Raw genomic sequence first — 17,526 nt, 5'->3', positions numbered from 1 at the left:
TTTAGAATATGGAGCGTACTCTAAATTACTAGAATGAATAAAAAATAGCCAATAGAACGAAAGAGAGTGAGAAAGATGCCATATTCGACGGATAAGCTAAACGAAGAGAAAGTATTTAAAGATCCAGTCCACCGCTATATCCATGTTCGTGACCGAGTGATATGGGATTTGATTGGGACGAAAGAGTTTCAGCGCCTGCGAAGAATTAAGCAGCTTGGCACGACTTATCTTACTTTTCATGGTGCGGAACACAGCAGGTTTAATCACTCTCTAGGAGTATATGAAATTGTTAGAAGAATAATTGACGATGTTTTTGAAGGCAGAGAAGAATGGAATAATAACCAAAGATTGCTTTCTTTATGTGCCGCACTCTTACATGATTTAGGACATGGTCCTTTTTCTCATTCGTTTGAAAAAGTGTTTGATCTCGATCATGAAGAATTTACACGCAGAATTATCTTAGGAAAGACAGAAGTAAATAAAGTCTTAACAAGAGTAGAGAAAGACTTTCCCAAAAAAGTGGCCGAAGTAATCGCAAAAACATCAAAAGAAAAACTAGTTGTTAGTCTAATCTCCAGTCAAATTGATGCAGATCGAATGGATTATTTACTAAGAGATGCATACTTTACAGGGGTTAGCTACGGAAATTTCGATATGGAAAGAATCTTGCGTGTCATGCGTCCACGTGAAGATCAGGCTGTTATTAAGAAAAGCGGAATGCATGCTGTAGAAGATTATATTATGAGCCGTTATCAAATGTACTGGCAGGTATATTTCCATCCAGTGACAAGAAGTGCGGAAGTAATTCTTACGAAGATTCTACATAGAGCGAAACATTTACACGAACAGTTCTACTCTTTTAAATATCACCCCATTCATTTTTACTCACTTTTTGAAGAAGAGACATCCTTAGAGGACTACTTGAAATTGGATGAGGCTATTATTCTCTATTATTTTCAAATGTGGCAAGAAGAAGACGATACTATTTTGAAAGACCTTTGCCGCAGGTTTATGAACAGGAATCTTTTTAAATATGTTGAGTTTGATCCAGCGAAAGAGTATAAGAAACTCCAAGAATTATCTGGGTTATTTCAAAAAGCGGGATTAGATCCGGAATATTATTTAGTTGTAGATTCCTCGTCTGACCTACCTTATGATTTTTATCGACCTGGGGAAGAGGAAGAACGGTTGCCCATTCATCTATTGATGAAAAACGGAGAAATAAGAGAGCTTTCCAGAGAATCGGAAATAGTCGACAGTATCTCTGGAAAAAGAAGAACCGATCATAAGCTGTATTTTCCAAAGGACATTTTAAAGGATGACAGTTCTAAAGGGAAAATCAAAAAACAAATTCGTCAATTGTTGGATATTCAATAGATGTATGTCTTAGGATTAAATCGAGTAGGAGATGACCCAATTTGTTAAAAGATCATGCCAAAGTAATGAAAGCAATTGCTGCTTCGGGCGAAATTATTGGAAGAAAAAAGCTGCAAAAAATGATATATATTGCGAAAAAGCTTGATTTTCCGTTTCATGAAAAATATCAATTTCACTTTTTCGGTCCCTATTCAGAAGAGCTGACCTTGCGAATCGAAGAACTATGCAATATGGGATTTTTAAATGAGATAAAAGAAAAAAAGGGAGGCTATTTCCAATACCGTTATACCTTAACCGATAATGGGAAAGAGTTTCTGGCACTTAATGAAGTGGAGATGCCTAATTTATCGCCTTGTCTGGAAGATATGAATGGCCAGAATTCAAGATTTCTTGAACTTGTTTCAACCGTTCTATTCTTTGATACTTTACCAAAGGAAGAAGTGAAAGAAAAAGTTTTTACTTTAAAAGCAAAGCAAAAATATACAGAAGAAGAAATAGAGATAGCCTACACATATATTGAAAGCTTAAAAGAGAAAACCATTCATTAAAAAAGATCCTACCATGCAATGAAACGATTTGCTTGGTAGGATCTTTTTTAATGGCATTATTGATCACTTAGGCGTTTGCCTGCAACAGCGTAATGGTTTGTAGGCATTTCCTCAATGAAGACAACTACTTTTTCCTTTGAGGCACCTGTTGTTTCTACAACAGCATCGGTTACTTTTTCTACTAGATTTCGCTTTTGCTCTTCTGTTCTACCTTCTAACATCTTTACAGTTACGTATGGCATCTGTTAGTCCTCCTTGGTTTTTGTTAGTAGTTTTTCATATTTTTTGAAAAAGTGCAAGTTTCTAATCATTTCTTTGTAATTAAAAGGGGGGATTTTTATTTGCTCCTTTCCTAGGAAAAGAAAATTTTCCTTTCCAATTTATAATCATGTATAATTTTAGAAGGAAACATTACTAGATAGAAAAAAACGATTTTCCGTAGAAACTGTTTATAGAGGGGAGCTAATCATTTGTTATTTTCGCAAAATTTGGCGGATTTGCCTTATATTATTATTTCCATTGTTATAGGTTTTACCTTCCATGAATTTGCACATGCATACGTAGCTTATAAATTTGGAGATCCAACAGCGCAAAAGCAGGGAAGATTAACGCTAAATCCTATCGTTCACATCGATCTCATTGGTGCAATCTTTATTTTGATTGCTGGGTTTGGATGGGCGAAGCCAGTGCCAGTTAATCGTCATTACTTTAAACGACCGAAATTAGCTGGAGTATTGGTTTCTCTAGCGGGACCTGTTAGTAATTTAATACTAGCTTTTCTTGGTTTTATTATTATTGCACTATTAATAAAGTTAAATGTTCCAGTAGGAAGTAATTTTGATTTATATCCGTTTTTTCAAATTTTTGTCTATATGAATTTATTACTTTTTGCTTTTAATTTAATTCCGCTACCACCTCTAGATGGCTACCGAATTATAGAAGATCTAGTTTCCTCTCGAGTTAGAGCAAGAATGTCTAAGTATGAGGTATATGGATCTATTTTATTTATTGTATTAATTGTTACCGGTTTATCAAGTTATACAATATTCCCTTGGATTGAGTTTGTGCGAGTCTTTTTCCTTCAACTGTTTAATCAATTATTATTTTAATTTGTTAGAATGGAAAAATTGTCTTTCTTGCACGACAAATAAGAATCGTTAAGCAGTTAGCAATCCGCGATCGCTTAGAATAAATCGCAGAAGGAGTATGAAAAATGGAAGAAAAAAAGAAAAAAACAGTAGGCTTTAATATTATTAAAAATGACCCAACAGATGGGCATAAAGGTTTTGGAATTGGCAGTCTTAGTTTAGAAAATGTATCTCCTGTTATTATTGATGTGGAAGCAGGAGAAGCAATCGTTGATATTGGGGCGATGCATGCAAGGAGTGCTGTAGAGCGTGGTATCAAGTTTTTAAAAAGTAAAGAAGAAGTGCCAAATGGCAAGGCTTATTGGCTAGTATGGGTAACGATTGACCGCAAGCCTGAAGGTCCTTACTATGCTGGGGTAACAGCTTGTGAAATGACCGTAGATCGTTCGATTCGCAGAGGCTATAAATCCTTGCCAGACCATGTGAATAAGATGGATAAAAGTATGAAAAGGCATATTATGGTTGATAATATGGATGATAAGTCTAAAAAGGTGCTTGCTGATTTCCTAAAAAATCATGATCAGCAACTCTGGGATAACTCCCTAGAACAGCTGAAAAAAGACTTGTTAGGATAATTTTTTGAAAATGTTGACAAATGTGAAGAGAAATCGATAAACTAAAAGAGAAACAAATAAGGCTACGGATAATAGCAACAAACTATCCGAAAAAAGCCTTCAATAAAAAGCCCTTTTAAAGGAGATTGTTTTATGAGTGTGAGTGTTCTTAACTAACCGTTAATTTTATACGGCCTTGAATGTTGTTAAAAAATCGGAATTCTACCGGTTTATTTAGCATGCGAATTTCAAGGAAGGTTAAGAATAAGCCTCATAGCGAGCAATAGACGATCCAAGCTATGGCATATTTGTCATAGCTTTTTTACTTTATTGCGAAGGATTTCCTTATGCCGCAAACAAGCGGATAGGTTTACCCAAAAAAGCTAGTGTGAGCGTTTGTTCATGCTGGCTTTTTTCTGTTTTCAAGGGTTTTTCAAGAAAAAATCAGGAGGTAATTAAATGAATCAACAGACATTTGAAGTATTAGGCTTCTATAAAATTTTAGAGGATATAGAAGCTTATGCGAAAACAAATTTAGCGAAAGAAACCATTCGGAAGCTGCGACCCATTCATGATAAAAGAAAAATGGAGCAGTCGATAAAGGAAATAGAAGAGGCTATAAAAATTATAGAAATATCTAGTAGTGTTCCCATTCATACGCTTGATGAAATGTCCCTATATTTAAGTCAAGCAAAAAAGGGGATTTATATTCGAGCAGATCAATTTCCATTTGTTATTTCCTTTTTAGAGCATTGCACAAAGCTTAAGCAGTTTATGCGTGATAAAGAATTTGCTGCTCCGAATGTTTCACTGTATGTTCAATCTATCCCTGATGTTAGGGAGCTTACAGAAGAAATAACAAGATGTATTAGGCATAGTAATGTCGATGATTACGCATCTAGTGATTTAGCCTATTTAAGAAGACAGTTATCTATCTTGACAGATCGGGTTAAAGAAAAGGCTAACCAACTAGTGAAATCAAAAAAATATGCAAGTTATCTTCAAGACAAAATTGTGTCCGAGCGTAATGGACATTTGACTCTCTCTGTTAAAAGAGAATACAAAACCAAAATGCCAGGAAGTGTACTTGATACTTCTGCATCTGGTGCAACGGTATTTATCGAACCAATTGAATTGGCAGATATGCAAGCGGAAATAGAAACAATGAAGCTGGCAGAAGAGTATGAGGTAGAACGAATTTTATATGAATTAACAGAAAAGCTATTAGCAGAGGAAAATGCGATAAATCTAGCTATCGAAACGATGCATTATTATGATGTTTTGTTTGCGAAAGCAAAATACAGCAGAGCAATTGATGCAAAGTCTCCCGTTTTAACAGATGACTATATGATTCATTTAAAAGAAGCTCGTCATCCAATGCTTGGGCAGAAGGCAGTCCCTTTAACCATTTTATTTGGCGAAGAGCATCGTGCCCTCGTTATTACAGGGCCAAATACAGGTGGGAAAACAGTAACATTGAAAACAATTGGTTTATTAACAATGATGGCACAATCAGGCTTGCTAATTCCTGCAAAAGCAGGGAGCAAAATAGCGATTTTTCAGCATATATTTGTGGATATCGGTGACGGACAAAGCATTGAACAAAATTTAAGTACGTTTAGTTCAAGGCTAGTGAATATTATTGATATTTTAAGAAAAACCAATGACCGTTCGCTTGTATTGCTTGATGAGCTAGGATCTGGCACAGATCCTGGAGAAGGGATGGCCCTCGCTATTGTAATTTTAGAACAGCTTTATCAAAAAGGAGCAACATTATTTGCGACGACTCATTATAGTGAGATGAAGGAATTTGCGGATCAAACAGAAGGGTTTTTAAATGGAACAATGGAATTTGATATCGTTACATTACGGCCGACATATAAGCTGTTATTGGGGCAAAGTGGGAGAAGCCAAGCGTTTGAAATTGCAAGCAAATTAGGACTGCACCCTGAGCTTATTGAAAAAGCGCATGAGATAACGTATAAAAAATATCGGAACTTCCATGATGATCAAAATGTAAATGATCCAAGCTATAAGCAACAGGTAGTTGTTAATAAATATGCCCGCAAATTAGGAATGACAAGGCCGGTTGATACGCCAAGAGCACAAGAGCCAATATTTGAGCAAGGAGATAATGTAATTCTTACAGAGACGAATGAAATGGGAATTGTTTACCAAGGACCAGATGCACAAGGGAGATATATCGTGCAGGTTCGCCAGGAAAAAAGAATAGTCAATCAAAAGCGATTGAAGCTTTATATTAAAGGAACAGAGCTTTATCCGGAAGATTATGATTTTGATATTATTTTTAAATCAAAAGAATATCGAAAAATAAGCAAGCAGCAAAAAAGAAAATATGTAGAAGACGTTTGGTTGGAGGAAGAATGAGGAGAGCGGCAAGGTAACAGAGAGAGGTTGTCTAAGCCCGTTTGGAAGAGGAAGAGAGAGAAAAGGTAACAGAGAGAGGTTGTCTAAGCCCGTTTGGAAGAGGAAGAGAGAGAAAAGGTAAAGAGAGAGGTTGTCTGAGCCCGTTTGGAAGAGGAAGAGAGAGGCAAGGTAACAGAGGAGAGGTTGTCTAAGCCCGTTTGGAAGAGGAAGAGAGAGGCAAGGTAACAGAGAGAGGTTGTCTGAGCCCGTTTGGAAGAGGAAGAGAGAGGCAAGGTAACAGAGAGAGGTTGTCTGAGCCCGTTTGGAAGAGGAAGAGAGAGGCAAGGTAACAGAGAGAGGTTGTCTAAGCCCATTTGGAAGAGGAAGAGAGAGGCAAGGTAACAGAGGAGAGGTTGTCTAAGCCCGTTTGGAAGAGGAAGAGAGAGAAAAGGTAACGGAGAGAGGATCTCTAAGCCCTTTTCAAAACGGAACAGCCAAAAAGGTAACAGAGGCGAGGTTTTGCCTCGCCATCATCCGACCAAAACAAAAAAGCATACCCCGCCAAAAATAGGCGGCAGTATGCTTTTTCAATCTTTGCTTCTACCAAGGTAAAATTCGTTTATACCATGGTACCTTTTCATTTGTTTTTTCCTTATTTGCTGGTTTTTCACTGGAATCGTCTTTCGGTAGATCAGCACAATATTCTGTCGGTACAGTTTCCTTCGTAAAGTACATTATTCTTTTTGTGCCACACGCATTTGATGCAAGTTTACCGCTCTTAGGGTCGATATATACACCAACTGTTCCTTTTGTAGGAGTGAACCCTTTGATTGGCTCTTTATTCAAGCTTTGTTCCATAAACTGAGCCCAAACTTTCTTTGCATATGTTTTATCAGCTGTTAACGTGATGGGTTCTCCTTGATCATATCCGGTCCAAACGGCTGACACTAATTGCGGGGTATAGCCAATCATCCAGCTGTCTGATTCTGTGGAACCAGATTTACCTGCATAAATTCTTGTAATATCGTTTGCGATGGTACTTCCCGTTACAGAGGCATAGCCACTTAAATTAGGGTCAAACATTCCTGTCATCATTTGGTTCATGACAAAAGTTAAATCTGTATCTAACACTTTCTCTTTCTTTGCTTTATGTTCATAGAGAATTTGTCCATCATTTGTTTCAATTTTTGTAATGAAAACAGGAGAAACACTGTTTCCTCCATTGGCAAACATACTATAGGCATTTGCCATCTCGATTACCCGCACATTAGAGGTTCCTAGAGCAAGTGAAGGTACTTCTTGTAAATCGGTTGTAATGCCGAATCTTTTTCCTGTTTTTACTAATGTATCCTGCCCTAAAAACAAATGGGTTTTAACAGCATATACATTATCGGAAACCGCAAGTGCCTGTGCCATTGTAATATTGCCATCTGCATATCGATTATTAAAATTATGCGGTGTATATGGATCTCTGCCGTCATCAAAACGGAAGGTCGTTTTCTCGCTACTCATCATGGTCGCTGGTGTAAATCCATGTTCAAGTGCTGCATAATACAACAAAGGTTTTATCGTCGAACCAGGCTGACGACTAGCTTGAGTTGCTCTGTTAAATGGGCTTTCTTCATAATTTCTTCCACCCACCAATGCTTTAACATAGCCTGTAGTTGGATCCATAGCCACAAAGCCTATTTGTATATTACTATCTTTGTTTATCGTGTGATTAATGGTTTCTTCTGCAATTCTTTGCTGCTCGGTATTCAAGGTAGTGTATACTCTTAATCCGCCTAATTGAATCGTTTTTTCATCCAGGTGAAGCTGGTTTTTCAAAATGTTTTTAACGCTATCTTGAAAATAGGGAGCTGTTTCCATACTTGTGTTCGGGAATTCTCCTACTAGAGATAGCTTTTCATTTAAAGCTATCCTTTTATCTTCTGCTGTTATATAGCCATTTTCAATCAAGGAATTAAGGATAATGCTTTGTCTTTTTTTTGCATTCTCTATTGATGAAAAGGGAGAATAAATACTAGGTCCCTTCGGAATACCAGCAAGCATGGTTGCTTCTGCTAGCGTTAGTTTTGATGCCTCTTTTCCAAAGTAATATTGGCTCGCTGCCTCTGCTCCATATGCTCCGTGGCCATAATAAATTGTATTTATATAGCCCTCTAGAATTTCATCCTTCGTATAAAATATTTCTAGTCGAAGTGTATAAAAAGCCTCTGCAATTTTTCGCTTCCAAGTCTTTTCATGCTCTAAAAATAAGTTTCGGGCATATTGCTGCGTTATCGTACTTGCTCCTTGTACTTTTGCCATTGCTTTTATGTCTGCTAAAATAGCACCGCCAATTCGTTTATAATCAAAGCCGTGATGAGAATAAAAGTTCTTATCTTCAATGGAAACAGTAGCATCCACTAAATATGGGCTAATATCATCGATGGATACCCAATATCTTTTTTGCCCATTACTGCTTTCTCCAATGATACTACCGTTATCTGAATAATAGATAGTTGACTGAGAAACGGCTAAAGGAGGGGGGCCAAGTGTACGAGCGTATACATAAACTCCGATAAAAATGATGCTTGCGGTTATCATGAAAAGGAGTCCCAATATCACGAGTATGCGTAAATACTTTCCAGAGTTTTTTAATTTATTGACAATGACTTCCAATACATGACACCTCCTAAGTAGAAATTTCTTTGTTTTTTATCGTTATGAAACGAAACGAAAATAGATAGCACTAGTATGTGGTAAAGATTGGTGTTTTAAACATTTTTATCATGGAATATAAAAAAATTCTTTGCATTTTTACGAATATCCACTATACTTTTTTCGTGTTTGTTATTTGTTTGATTGGGAAGTATAAAAAGAAGATTGTTTTCATTAGAAATGTTTCTTTTTTGATTGCTTTAACTAATCAAATGAATGGAGGATATGAAAATGGGAATTTGGTTTACAGAAAAGCAGACTGATAATTTTGGAATTACAATGAAAATCAAACGTACATTACATACAGAACAGACACCGTTTCAAAAGTTGGAGATGGTAGAGACAGAAGAGTGGGGAAATATGCTGTTATTGGATGATATGGTGATGACTTCTACCAGAGATGAATTTGTTTATCATGAAATGGTAGCACATATTCCATTATTTACTCACCCGAAACCTGAGCATATTCTTGTAGTTGGCGGCGGTGATGGCGGAGTTATTCGGGAAGTATTAAAGCATTCAAGTGTTAAAAAGGCGACGCTTGTTGATATTGATGGTAAAGTAATTGAATATAGTAAGCAGTTTCTACCAGAGATAGCTGGAAAGCTGGATGACCCAAGAGTGGATGTGCAAGTAGGTGATGGCTTTATGCATATTGCCAAAAGTGAAAAGGTCTATGATGTAATTATGGTAGATTCCACAGAACCAGTGGGACCTGCTGTTAATCTGTTTACAAAAGGCTTCTATGCTGGGATAGCAAAAGCTTTAAAGGATGATGGACTTTTCGTTGCTCAATCGGACAACCCATGGTTTAAAGGAGAGCTTATTCGCTCCGTACAAAGAGATGTAAAAGAAATATTTCCAATAACCAGATTATATATCGCTAATATACCGACATATCCAAGCGGAATGTGGGCGTTCACAATTGGATCAAAGCAATATGATCCCTTACAAGTGCCAGAGAGCCGTTTCCATTCAATAGAAACCAAGTATTACACGAAAGACTTACACAAAGCGGCCTTTATTCTACCGAAGTTTGTTCAAGATCTTTGTGAAGGGGATAGTGAATCAATTTAGATTTAAGCTGTTTTGAATAAAAAAGGAGTGATTACCAATGCGTTTTGATGAATCATATTCAGGAAATGTATTTATAAAAAGTTTTCCAAATTATGAAGAAAGCCAAGTAGTATTGTACGGTATGCCAATGGATTGGACTGTTAGCTTCCGCCCTGGGTCCCGTTTTGGCCCTGCCCGAATTCGCGAGGTTTCGGTTGGCTTAGAAGAATACAGTCCATATTTAGATAGAGAGCTGGAAGAGGTAAAATACTTTGATGCGGGAGATATCCCGTTGCCATTTGGAAATCCACAGCGAAGCTTAGATATGATCGAAGAATTTGTGGACAAAGTATTAGGAGATAATAAATTCCCACTTGGAATGGGTGGAGAGCACTTAGTATCTTGGGGCGTATTCCAAGCAATGTATAAAAAATATCCAGATTTAGCAATCATACATATGGATGCTCATACAGATCTTCGTGATGAGTATGAGGGGGAGCCGCTATCTCATTCGACACCAATCAAAAAAGTAGCAAATTTAATTGGCCCAAAGAATGTTTATTCTTTTGGTATCCGCTCTGGAATGAAAGAGGAGTTCCAATGGGCAAAAGAAGTTGGCATGCATATTTCTAAGTTTGAAGTGCTAGAGCCTTTAAAAGAAATCTTGCCAACACTTGCAGGCAGACCTGTATATGTAACAATTGATATTGATGTATTAGACCCAGCACATGCGCCAGGTACTGGTACAGTAGATGCAGGGGGAATTACATCAAAAGAATTATTAGCGTCTATTCACGAAATTGCACGCTCCAATGTTCAAGTAGTTGGGGCAGATTTGGTAGAAGTAGCACCAATTTATGACCCATCTGAGCAAACGGCAAATACAGCTAGTAAATTAATCCGTGAAATGATCTTAGGATTCGTAAAATGATCATTTCATAGATAGTCCTAAAAAGAGGCTGGGACATAAGTATTCCAGCCAAGGATAATTCCGAACAATTATACGAAGATGCTAATGAATGTTCCGTATAATTGTTCGGGCTTTTATTTGTTTTTCAAAGGATGTTTCCATGAAGTTTGGTGCGATTCCCCGCAGCCGGAATACACTTCGCTTTCCATGGGGCTCGCGCTGAGCCGCTTCGGCCTGTGGCCTGCAGGGTCTCAGACTGTCTCGCTAATCCCATAGGAGTCTTCGTGTATTCCGGCTGCTCTGTTTTTCCAACTAATTATATTTCCTCTTGTAAAAAGTATGCGAAAGCAGCCGCTATTTACTAGCTATATTAGAAATTGTTCGTCTTTACAGAGTATCTATTTAGTTATGTCCCATCCTCTTTTTTGTGGACTCTGGTTTAATAAATAGATTCTAGAAATTCCTAGGAAAAATGCTTTGTATATATGTTAAAATATAGAAAATAATGAAAAAGCTGAGTTATGATGAAAGGGATCCATACTAGTAACTGGCAATGGAAATATAGTTGCTTTGTAATCTGCTTTTTAAGAAACTGAAATAATCATCTGATAAACTTTATATGAACCATTTTTGCTGCAATTTTTATATGTAAAATAAGATGGAGCATGACATTTACATAGGGAGAAGGAATAAAATGAGTAAAAAGATTTTTGTCGTATTAATAGGGATCATAGTATTATTTGCAGGCTTTCATTCGGCAAATACAGTGCAAGCTGCCAGCAAAAAAACGAAATATGTTACAGCAAGTTCCCTTAATATAAGAAGTGGAGCTGGTACCTCGTTCAAAGTAGTAACGACGGTAAAGAAAAATCAGGCTGTAACAGTAACCCAAACAAAAGGGTCTTGGGATAAGGTGACAGTTGGAAAGAAAACAGGCTGGGCATCCAATAAATATTTAACAACAAAGAAGCCGGCAGCAAAAGCGGCAACAACGACGAAAACGATGTATGTCACAGCAAGTACGTTAAATGTGAGAAGTGGTGCAGGTACCACTTACAAAGTAATTACAACAGTCAAAAAGAATCAATCTTTAAAAGTATCGCAAACAAAGGGCTCTTGGAGCAAAGTAACGGTAGGCACTAAAACAGGCTGGGTTTCGAGTAAATATCTAACAACAAAAAAGCCAGCTGCACCAAAAAATTTGGCAGCAGGTCTAAAAACAGTGGGGAAAAATAAGCAATTGATTCTTGTAACATCAAATGGTTATAATACATCCTCTGCTGAAATTCGCACATTTGAAAAGAATACAAAAGGAGAATGGGTTCCAGTTCTAACTACAGCTGGACACATCGGTAAATATGGATTTACATCAAATATGAGTGAAGGCGGTAAAAAGTCACCCATTGGGAAATTTACAATAGGGACAGCTTTCGGTACAGAAAAGAACCCTGGAACAAAATTATCTTATCGAAAAATTACCAATGACGATGTATGGGTAGATGATCCAAAATCTAAGCTCTATAACACGTGGCAGTCTAAAAAGAAAACTAGCGGTCAGTGGAAGAGTGCAGAAAATATGAATGTGCCGGCATATAAATATGGTTTTGTCATTGACTACAACACAAAACGCATTCCAAACAAAGGAAGTGCAATCTTTTTCCACATTGGGAATAGTTACACCCTTGGATGTACGGCAACATCAGAAGCAAATGTAGTGAAGATTCTAAAATGGTTAGATCCTTCTAAAAACCCGGTAATTATACAAACACCAATTAAAGAGTTAAATAACTATTAAAAATGAAGGGGCTGGGACAAAAGTATTCCAGCCAAGGATAAATCCGAACAATTATACGAAGACGCTTATGAGAGTCCGTATAATTGTTTGGTTTTTTATTTGTTTTTAAAAGGATGTTTCCATGAAGTTTGGTGCGATTCCCCGCACCCGGAATACACTTCGCTTTCCGTGGGGCTCGCGCTGAGCCTCCTCAGCTTCGCCTCCGGGGTCTCAGACTGTCTCGCTAATCCCACAGGAGTCTACGTGTATTCCGGCTGCTCTGTTTAACCAACTAATTATATTTCCTATTGTAAAAAGTATGCAAAAGCAGCAGCTATATACTAGCTAAACTAGAGATTGTTCATCTTTACAAAGTATCTATTTAGATATGTCCCATCCTCTTTATCATTCTTAAACAATGATTAAATTTATTATATGCGCATCATTTGTCGAACCATCTTGCACTTCCCCCTCAAAAAATTTATACTTATAAAGTTACACAGTAAAATGAAAAGGAAGTGTTGTCGTTGTCTCAACCATCAGCGCAACAGGTGCCTGTAAAATTACATGTTACAACACATATATATAATGGGAAAAATAAAGAAAGTATTGAGTGGATTGGGTTTGGTCAATACTTAGAAAAAGATACTAGTAAATATATAAAATATGAAGAAATCATAGAAGAAGGCACCATTAAAACAATTATTAAAGTCACAGAAAAGGAAGGATTAATCCTTCGAAGTGGAGCGGTAAAAATGCGACTCCCTTTTCTAATTAATAAACAGAAAATCGGCAGTTATGAAAGTCCATACGGTGTTTTTCAACTAATTACAGATACAAAAAGGCTAGCATTAGAAATAGAACAGTACAGAACAACAGGTTCTTTAGATATTTTATATGATCTAAAGATGCAGGGTAGCAATAATGGGACCTATCATATGACTATTTCATTTAAGGAGGAGACAGAGTAAGAATGAATATTGTAGATCAAATAAAGGACAAGCTAAAGGAAGAAATTAAACAAAGTGTGATAAAAGCTGGGTTAGCAGCAGAAGAACAAATTCCAGAAGTGATATTGGAATTACCAAAGGACAAAGCACATGGTGATTATTCTACTAATATGGCGATGCAATTAACGAGAGTCGCAAAGAAAGCACCACGTATAATTGCAGAGGCTATTATTGACAATTTCGATCAAACGAAAGCTTCTATTAAAAAAGTAGAGATAGCAGGACCTGGCTTCATTAATTTTTATATGGATAACAGCTATCTAACTGATTTAATTCCAACTATTCTTAAAGCAGGAGAGCAATATGGACAAACAACAGTTGGAAACAATGAAAAAGTGCAAGTGGAGTTTGTTTCTGCAAACCCTACTGGAGATCTTCATTTAGGACATGCGCGTGGGGCAGCAGTAGGAGATTCCCTATGCAATATTTTAGATAAAGCTGGTTATAGCGTATCAAGAGAATACTATATTAATGATGCTGGTAACCAAATTAACAACTTGGCATTATCTGTAGAAGCACGATATTTCCAAGCATTAGGAATGGAAAAAGAAATGCCGCAAGATGGCTATCATGGAGAAGACATTATCGGAATTGGGAAAGAGCTAGCAGAGGAATATGGCGATAAGTATGTCCATGTTTCGGAGCAAGAACGTTTTGATTTTTTCCGTGACTACGGTCTGAAATATGAAATGGCTAAATTAAAGCAGGATTTAGAAGATTTCCGTGTGAAATTTGATGTGTGGTTCTCCGAAACGTCTCTTTATCAAAATGGAAAGATTGATATTGCCCTAAACAAATTAAGAGAAAATGGCTATATTTTTGAGTTGGATGGAGCGACATGGCTACGTTCTACTGATTTCGAAGATGACAAAGACCGTGTTCTTATTAAAAATGATGGTTCGTTTACTTATTTATTACCAGACATTGCTTATCATAAAGATAAACTAGATAGAGGTTTTGAAAAGCTTATTAATATTTGGGGTGCAGACCATCATGGTTATATCCCTCGTATGAAAGCTGCAATTCAAGCATTAGGATATGACAAAGATGCTTTAGAGGTTGAAATTATTCAGCTTGTTCATCTATATAAGAATGGTGAAAAAATGAAGATGAGTAAGCGTACTGGTAAAGCTGTTACAATGAGAGATTTAGTGGAAGAAGTAGGCTTAGATGCAACTCGTTACTTCTTTGCAATGAGAAGTGCGGATACGCATTTAGATTTTGATCTAGATCTTGCTGTATCGCAATCCAATGAAAACCCAGTATATTATGCCCAATACGCGCATGCCCGTATTTCCAGTATCCTTAGACAAGGGAAAGAACAAGGAATCGAGCCTGGCGATGAATTGAACGCTGCGTTAATTACTGCAGAAAAAGAATTTGACTTATTGAAAAAACTAGGAGAATTCCCGCAAGCAGTAGGAGAAGCGGCATTAAAGAGAATGCCACACCGTATTACAAATTATATTTACGACTTAGCATCTACTTTCCATAGCTTCTATAACGCAGAAAAAGTATTGGATGTAGACAATTTAGAGAGAACGAAGGCACGTCTAGCATTAATTCAAGCAACGCAAATAACGTTAAGAAACGCCTTAGCCCTAATCGGCGTATCTGCACCAGAAAAAATGTAATTAATTTAGAGAGGAGAGCATAAAGTAATGCTCTCCTCTCAGACTGTAGAGAAACCCCTAAATTTTAAAAAAAGAAGTTTGTATATAGCATATTTATTAGTCCCTTTGAATAGGGAGGTTGCTCACCGCTCCAGGGGTTCGCTTTCCGTGGCGCTCGCCCCGTGGAAAGCGAAGTGTATTCAGTCTGCGGGTGATGACCACAAACCTTCTTTCTTAAAATGAATAAAAGCCTAAACAATCATACGAACTCTTCTTAGCATGTACGTATAATCGTTCGGGGTTATTTGGTTGAAAATACTTATGTCCCAACTTCCTTTTTTTATAAAGAAATCATTGGATATTTCTAATCATCTTTTAGAATAATAAAAAGCATCTACTTCAGGAAAGGGAAGATGCTTGTGAAATTAGTTCTATTTGCTTTACTTACTGGGTTTTTAACTGGATTCATCTTTGGGCTATTGAAACTACCCATACCTGCTCCAGGTGCATTTTCAGGGATTGTAGGCATTTTTGGAATATACGCCGGTTACCGTGTGTTTGAGTGGGTCAGTGTCTTTTTTCAAAGATAATTAGAAGTGCAAATATGATGCTCAACTAGATGGCCGCTTACTATTCCAGTGAGCGGCCATCTAGTTGAGCATGATTAATTGTTGTATTTAGAGTCCTGAGCATGCTTTACGAAACAGTCCTTTTATAAAAAGGGAGCAAAAAGACGGGAAACCCATTCCTTTAGTTTACTTCTCATCGTGATTGTATTTAAACCCTCAAGCGATAATTCCTTTGCTTGCTGTAAATCCATCTCTGTAATCTTGTTCATTTTTTCAATAAATACAGGGTCATAGATGCAACAATTCAACTCGTGATTTAAAAAGATACTGCGTCTATCAAAATTGGATGAGCCGATAATAATAATCTCATTATCAACATTAATTAATTTGCCATGAAAAAAGCCATTCAAATATTGATAAACGCTTGCTCCATTTCCTATCAGTGAACGTAGATAAGGAAAAGAGGCCTCTTTAACAAGCATATGATCCGCTTTATCAGGAATAAGGATCGTAATGGAAACATTTCTATGTAATGCTCTCACTAACTCTTCTGTTATTCGCTTACTAGGGATAAAATAAGGAGTAGCGATAAAAAGCGATTTTTTGCTGTTTTTGACCAAGTTACAGATTATTTCTTCTAAATAAACCCCTTGTGTAGGAATTAGTTGATGTCTAGATTCTCCCTTTTGCTGCATAGGGAAATATATAGGATTTTGCAGTAGATTAACTTTAAAGGCTTTTAACCAGTCGATTAAAAACTCCCGCTGTAAGTCATCAACTCCTTCTCCAGTTAATTGAAGATGATAGTCACGCCAAGGGCTTAATTTGAAGTTGGCATGAATATAATCTTTGCCAATATTAAAGCCGCCCATAAAACCAACTTTTCCATCAATGATGGCAATTTTCCGATGGTTTCTAACTTGTAAGGAATAAAAAAGGTAAGGGAATGTTGGGAGTTGGCAAAAAGCAAACTGAACACCAGCCTTTTTTAAATTCTCTCTAATTTTTTTTCGTATTTTAATACTTCCCAACCAATCCAAAATAAGGCGTACTTCCACTCCTTCATGTGCTTTTGTTTCTAAAAGGTTAAGAAACTCCGTGGAAATACTGTCTGTCTTAATAGTATAGAAAAGGACATGAACATGGCTGTTTGCCTCTTTAATGGTCTGAAACAGGGCTGGAAACAACTCTGTTCCGTCCGAATAAATGTGAAAGTTAGTATATCTAAAAGGATAGTTTTTTCGATCTGTTTTTTTTTGCTGGGCTCTCTTTCCTAATTGGAAGTCAATAAAGAGAAGGAAAATCAGTATGGCAATAATACTTATGATTATCAAGAATGTCTTCATTCACTATGCCTCCTTAAAAGGATAGTATTCCCGATATTCTATGCCTTTCATACCTCGGTTTAAATTATATTGTTTTTTGTTGAATGAGAAAGAATAAGGAAAGCTGTAATAAGAGGAGCAAGGTACGAGAAGAGCGTTCATATAGAAGAGGAACACTTAAACAAGAGGGATCTAGAAACGTTCATCCACATTCATTTCAATGTGATAATAATTTTAAGGGGAAAATAAAGAAGAGACTTGCACTTTACTTGCTACAATCGTTATTCTAGAAGTAAGAATAATCAATTATTTAGGTTGGGATGGATGAAAGGTGCGGAAACTTTTGATATTAATAGGACTGCTCCTATTTTTAGGAATCTTTTATATTCTTTATAAGCATCAATTAGGCTCGATTGGTTTTTTTCTTTTATCCCTTCTGTTTTTTCGCCTAGCTAAAAATAAACAAGCAAGTCAAAAAGGAACCACCAAAAGGAAGGAAACCTTCTATTTCAAAGAAAAGTTAAATAAACCTTAACTAGAACTAGCATATTCACCTAAAATTTGTTTATAAT

14 protein-coding genes are annotated in these 17,526 nt (G+C 36.7%); 11 read left to right on the top strand and 3 right to left on the bottom strand.

Features of this window, described 5'->3' with window-relative positions; genetic code table 11:
• Positions 1–75 precede the first annotated feature (75 nt).
• Positions 76–1,377, top strand: coding sequence for an HD domain-containing protein (locus tag HHU08_RS22755; RefSeq protein WP_016202529.1), 1,302 nt, complete (start codon positions 76–78; stop codon positions 1,375–1,377).
• Between the two features lie 41 nt (positions 1,378–1,418).
• Positions 1,419–1,925, top strand: coding sequence for a YwgA family protein (locus tag HHU08_RS22750; RefSeq protein WP_016202528.1), 507 nt, complete (start codon positions 1,419–1,421; stop codon positions 1,923–1,925).
• Positions 1,926–1,981: 56 nt separating this feature from the next.
• On the opposite strand, the gene HHU08_RS22745 is transcribed toward HHU08_RS22750, so the two are convergent.
• The gene (locus HHU08_RS22745) at positions 1,982–2,167 is read right to left on the bottom strand and encodes a 2-hydroxymuconate tautomerase (protein WP_016202527.1); all 186 of its coding nucleotides are present in this window, start codon (positions 2,165–2,167) and stop codon (positions 1,982–1,984) included.
• A gap of 228 nt (positions 2,168–2,395) precedes the next feature.
• Between HHU08_RS22745 and HHU08_RS22740 the strand changes: the two genes are divergently transcribed.
• From HHU08_RS22740 to HHU08_RS22730, 3 genes are all read left to right on the top strand, one after another.
• Positions 2,396–3,034: a site-2 protease family protein gene (locus HHU08_RS22740; protein WP_016202526.1), complete on the top strand. Its 639-nt coding sequence runs from the start codon at positions 2,396–2,398 to the stop codon at positions 3,032–3,034.
• A 104-nt stretch (positions 3,035–3,138) separates the two neighbouring features.
• On the top strand, positions 3,139–3,648 hold the full coding sequence (locus tag HHU08_RS22735; RefSeq protein ID WP_016202525.1) for a YwhD family protein: 510 nt from the start codon (positions 3,139–3,141) through the stop codon (positions 3,646–3,648).
• A 438-nt stretch (positions 3,649–4,086) separates the two neighbouring features.
• Entirely contained in the window at positions 4,087–6,015 is a 1,929-nt protein-coding gene (locus HHU08_RS22730; protein WP_169189400.1) for an endonuclease MutS2, read from the top strand.
• Positions 6,016–6,594: 579 nt separating this feature from the next.
• Here the strand turns inward: HHU08_RS22730 and HHU08_RS22725 are convergent.
• A complete protein-coding gene (locus HHU08_RS22725) occupies positions 6,595–8,658 on the bottom strand; it encodes a transglycosylase domain-containing protein (RefSeq protein ID WP_169189399.1) in 2,064 nt (687 codons plus the stop codon).
• 270 nt (positions 8,659–8,928) lie between these two features.
• Between HHU08_RS22725 and speE the strand changes: the two genes are divergently transcribed.
• The 6 genes from speE to HHU08_RS22695 all read left to right on the top strand — a co-directional run bounded on the left by speE (position 8,929) and on the right by HHU08_RS22695 (position 15,650).
• Positions 8,929–9,774 (top strand): spermidine synthase, encoded by an 846-nt coding sequence (speE, locus tag HHU08_RS22720; RefSeq protein WP_101729876.1) that lies wholly within the window; start codon positions 8,929–8,931, stop codon positions 9,772–9,774.
• A 37-nt stretch (positions 9,775–9,811) separates the two neighbouring features.
• Positions 9,812–10,684 carry an agmatinase gene (gene speB / locus HHU08_RS22715; protein WP_047940781.1) on the top strand — a complete coding sequence of 291 codons (873 nt, stop codon included), beginning with the start codon at positions 9,812–9,814 and terminating at the stop codon, positions 10,682–10,684.
• A 673-nt stretch (positions 10,685–11,357) separates the two neighbouring features.
• On the top strand, positions 11,358–12,458 hold the full coding sequence (locus HHU08_RS22710; RefSeq protein ID WP_169189398.1) for an SH3 domain-containing protein: 1,101 nt from the start codon (positions 11,358–11,360) through the stop codon (positions 12,456–12,458).
• A 506-nt stretch (positions 12,459–12,964) separates the two neighbouring features.
• Complete coding sequence (locus HHU08_RS22705; RefSeq protein ID WP_016202518.1) at positions 12,965–13,408, top strand: DUF1934 domain-containing protein; 444 nt, start codon at positions 12,965–12,967, stop codon at positions 13,406–13,408.
• Positions 13,409–13,410: 2 nt separating this feature from the next.
• Positions 13,411–15,081, top strand: a complete 1,671-nt coding sequence (gene argS / locus HHU08_RS22700; RefSeq protein ID WP_169189397.1) for an arginine--tRNA ligase — start codon at positions 13,411–13,413, stop codon at positions 15,079–15,081.
• Positions 15,082–15,479: 398 nt separating this feature from the next.
• Positions 15,480–15,650 carry a XapX domain-containing protein gene (locus tag HHU08_RS22695; RefSeq protein WP_016202515.1) on the top strand — a complete coding sequence of 57 codons (171 nt, stop codon included), beginning with the start codon at positions 15,480–15,482 and terminating at the stop codon, positions 15,648–15,650.
• A gap of 122 nt (positions 15,651–15,772) precedes the next feature.
• Here HHU08_RS22695 and cls read toward each other — a convergent pair whose 3' ends face one another.
• Entirely contained in the window at positions 15,773–16,975 is a 1,203-nt protein-coding gene (gene cls / locus HHU08_RS22690; protein ID WP_169189396.1) for a cardiolipin synthase, read from the bottom strand.
• Positions 16,976–17,526 lie beyond the last annotated feature (551 nt).

This window comes from Niallia alba (genome assembly GCF_012933555.1).
Lineage (GTDB): Bacteria > Bacillota > Bacilli > Bacillales > Cytobacillaceae > Niallia > Niallia alba.
Note: the sequence above shows the minus strand (reverse complement) of the source record. Positions and strands in the feature narration are given on the sequence as shown.

Coding starts and splice junctions, on each gene's coding strand:
- cls (WP_169189396.1), bottom strand. CDS start 16,975: ATGAAGACATTCTTGATAATCATAAGTATTATTGCCATACTGATTTTC.
- speE (WP_101729876.1), top strand. CDS start 8,929: ATGGGAATTTGGTTTACAGAAAAGCAGACTGATAATTTTGGAATTACA.
- HHU08_RS22730 (WP_169189400.1), top strand. CDS start 4,087: ATGAATCAACAGACATTTGAAGTATTAGGCTTCTATAAAATTTTAGAG.
- HHU08_RS22735 (WP_016202525.1), top strand. CDS start 3,139: ATGGAAGAAAAAAAGAAAAAAACAGTAGGCTTTAATATTATTAAAAAT.
- HHU08_RS22710 (WP_169189398.1), top strand. CDS start 11,358: ATGAGTAAAAAGATTTTTGTCGTATTAATAGGGATCATAGTATTATTT.
- HHU08_RS22755 (WP_016202529.1), top strand. CDS start 76: ATGCCATATTCGACGGATAAGCTAAACGAAGAGAAAGTATTTAAAGAT.
- argS (WP_169189397.1), top strand. CDS start 13,411: ATGAATATTGTAGATCAAATAAAGGACAAGCTAAAGGAAGAAATTAAA.
- speB (WP_047940781.1), top strand. CDS start 9,812: ATGCGTTTTGATGAATCATATTCAGGAAATGTATTTATAAAAAGTTTT.
- HHU08_RS22745 (WP_016202527.1), bottom strand. CDS start 2,167: ATGCCATACGTAACTGTAAAGATGTTAGAAGGTAGAACAGAAGAGCAA.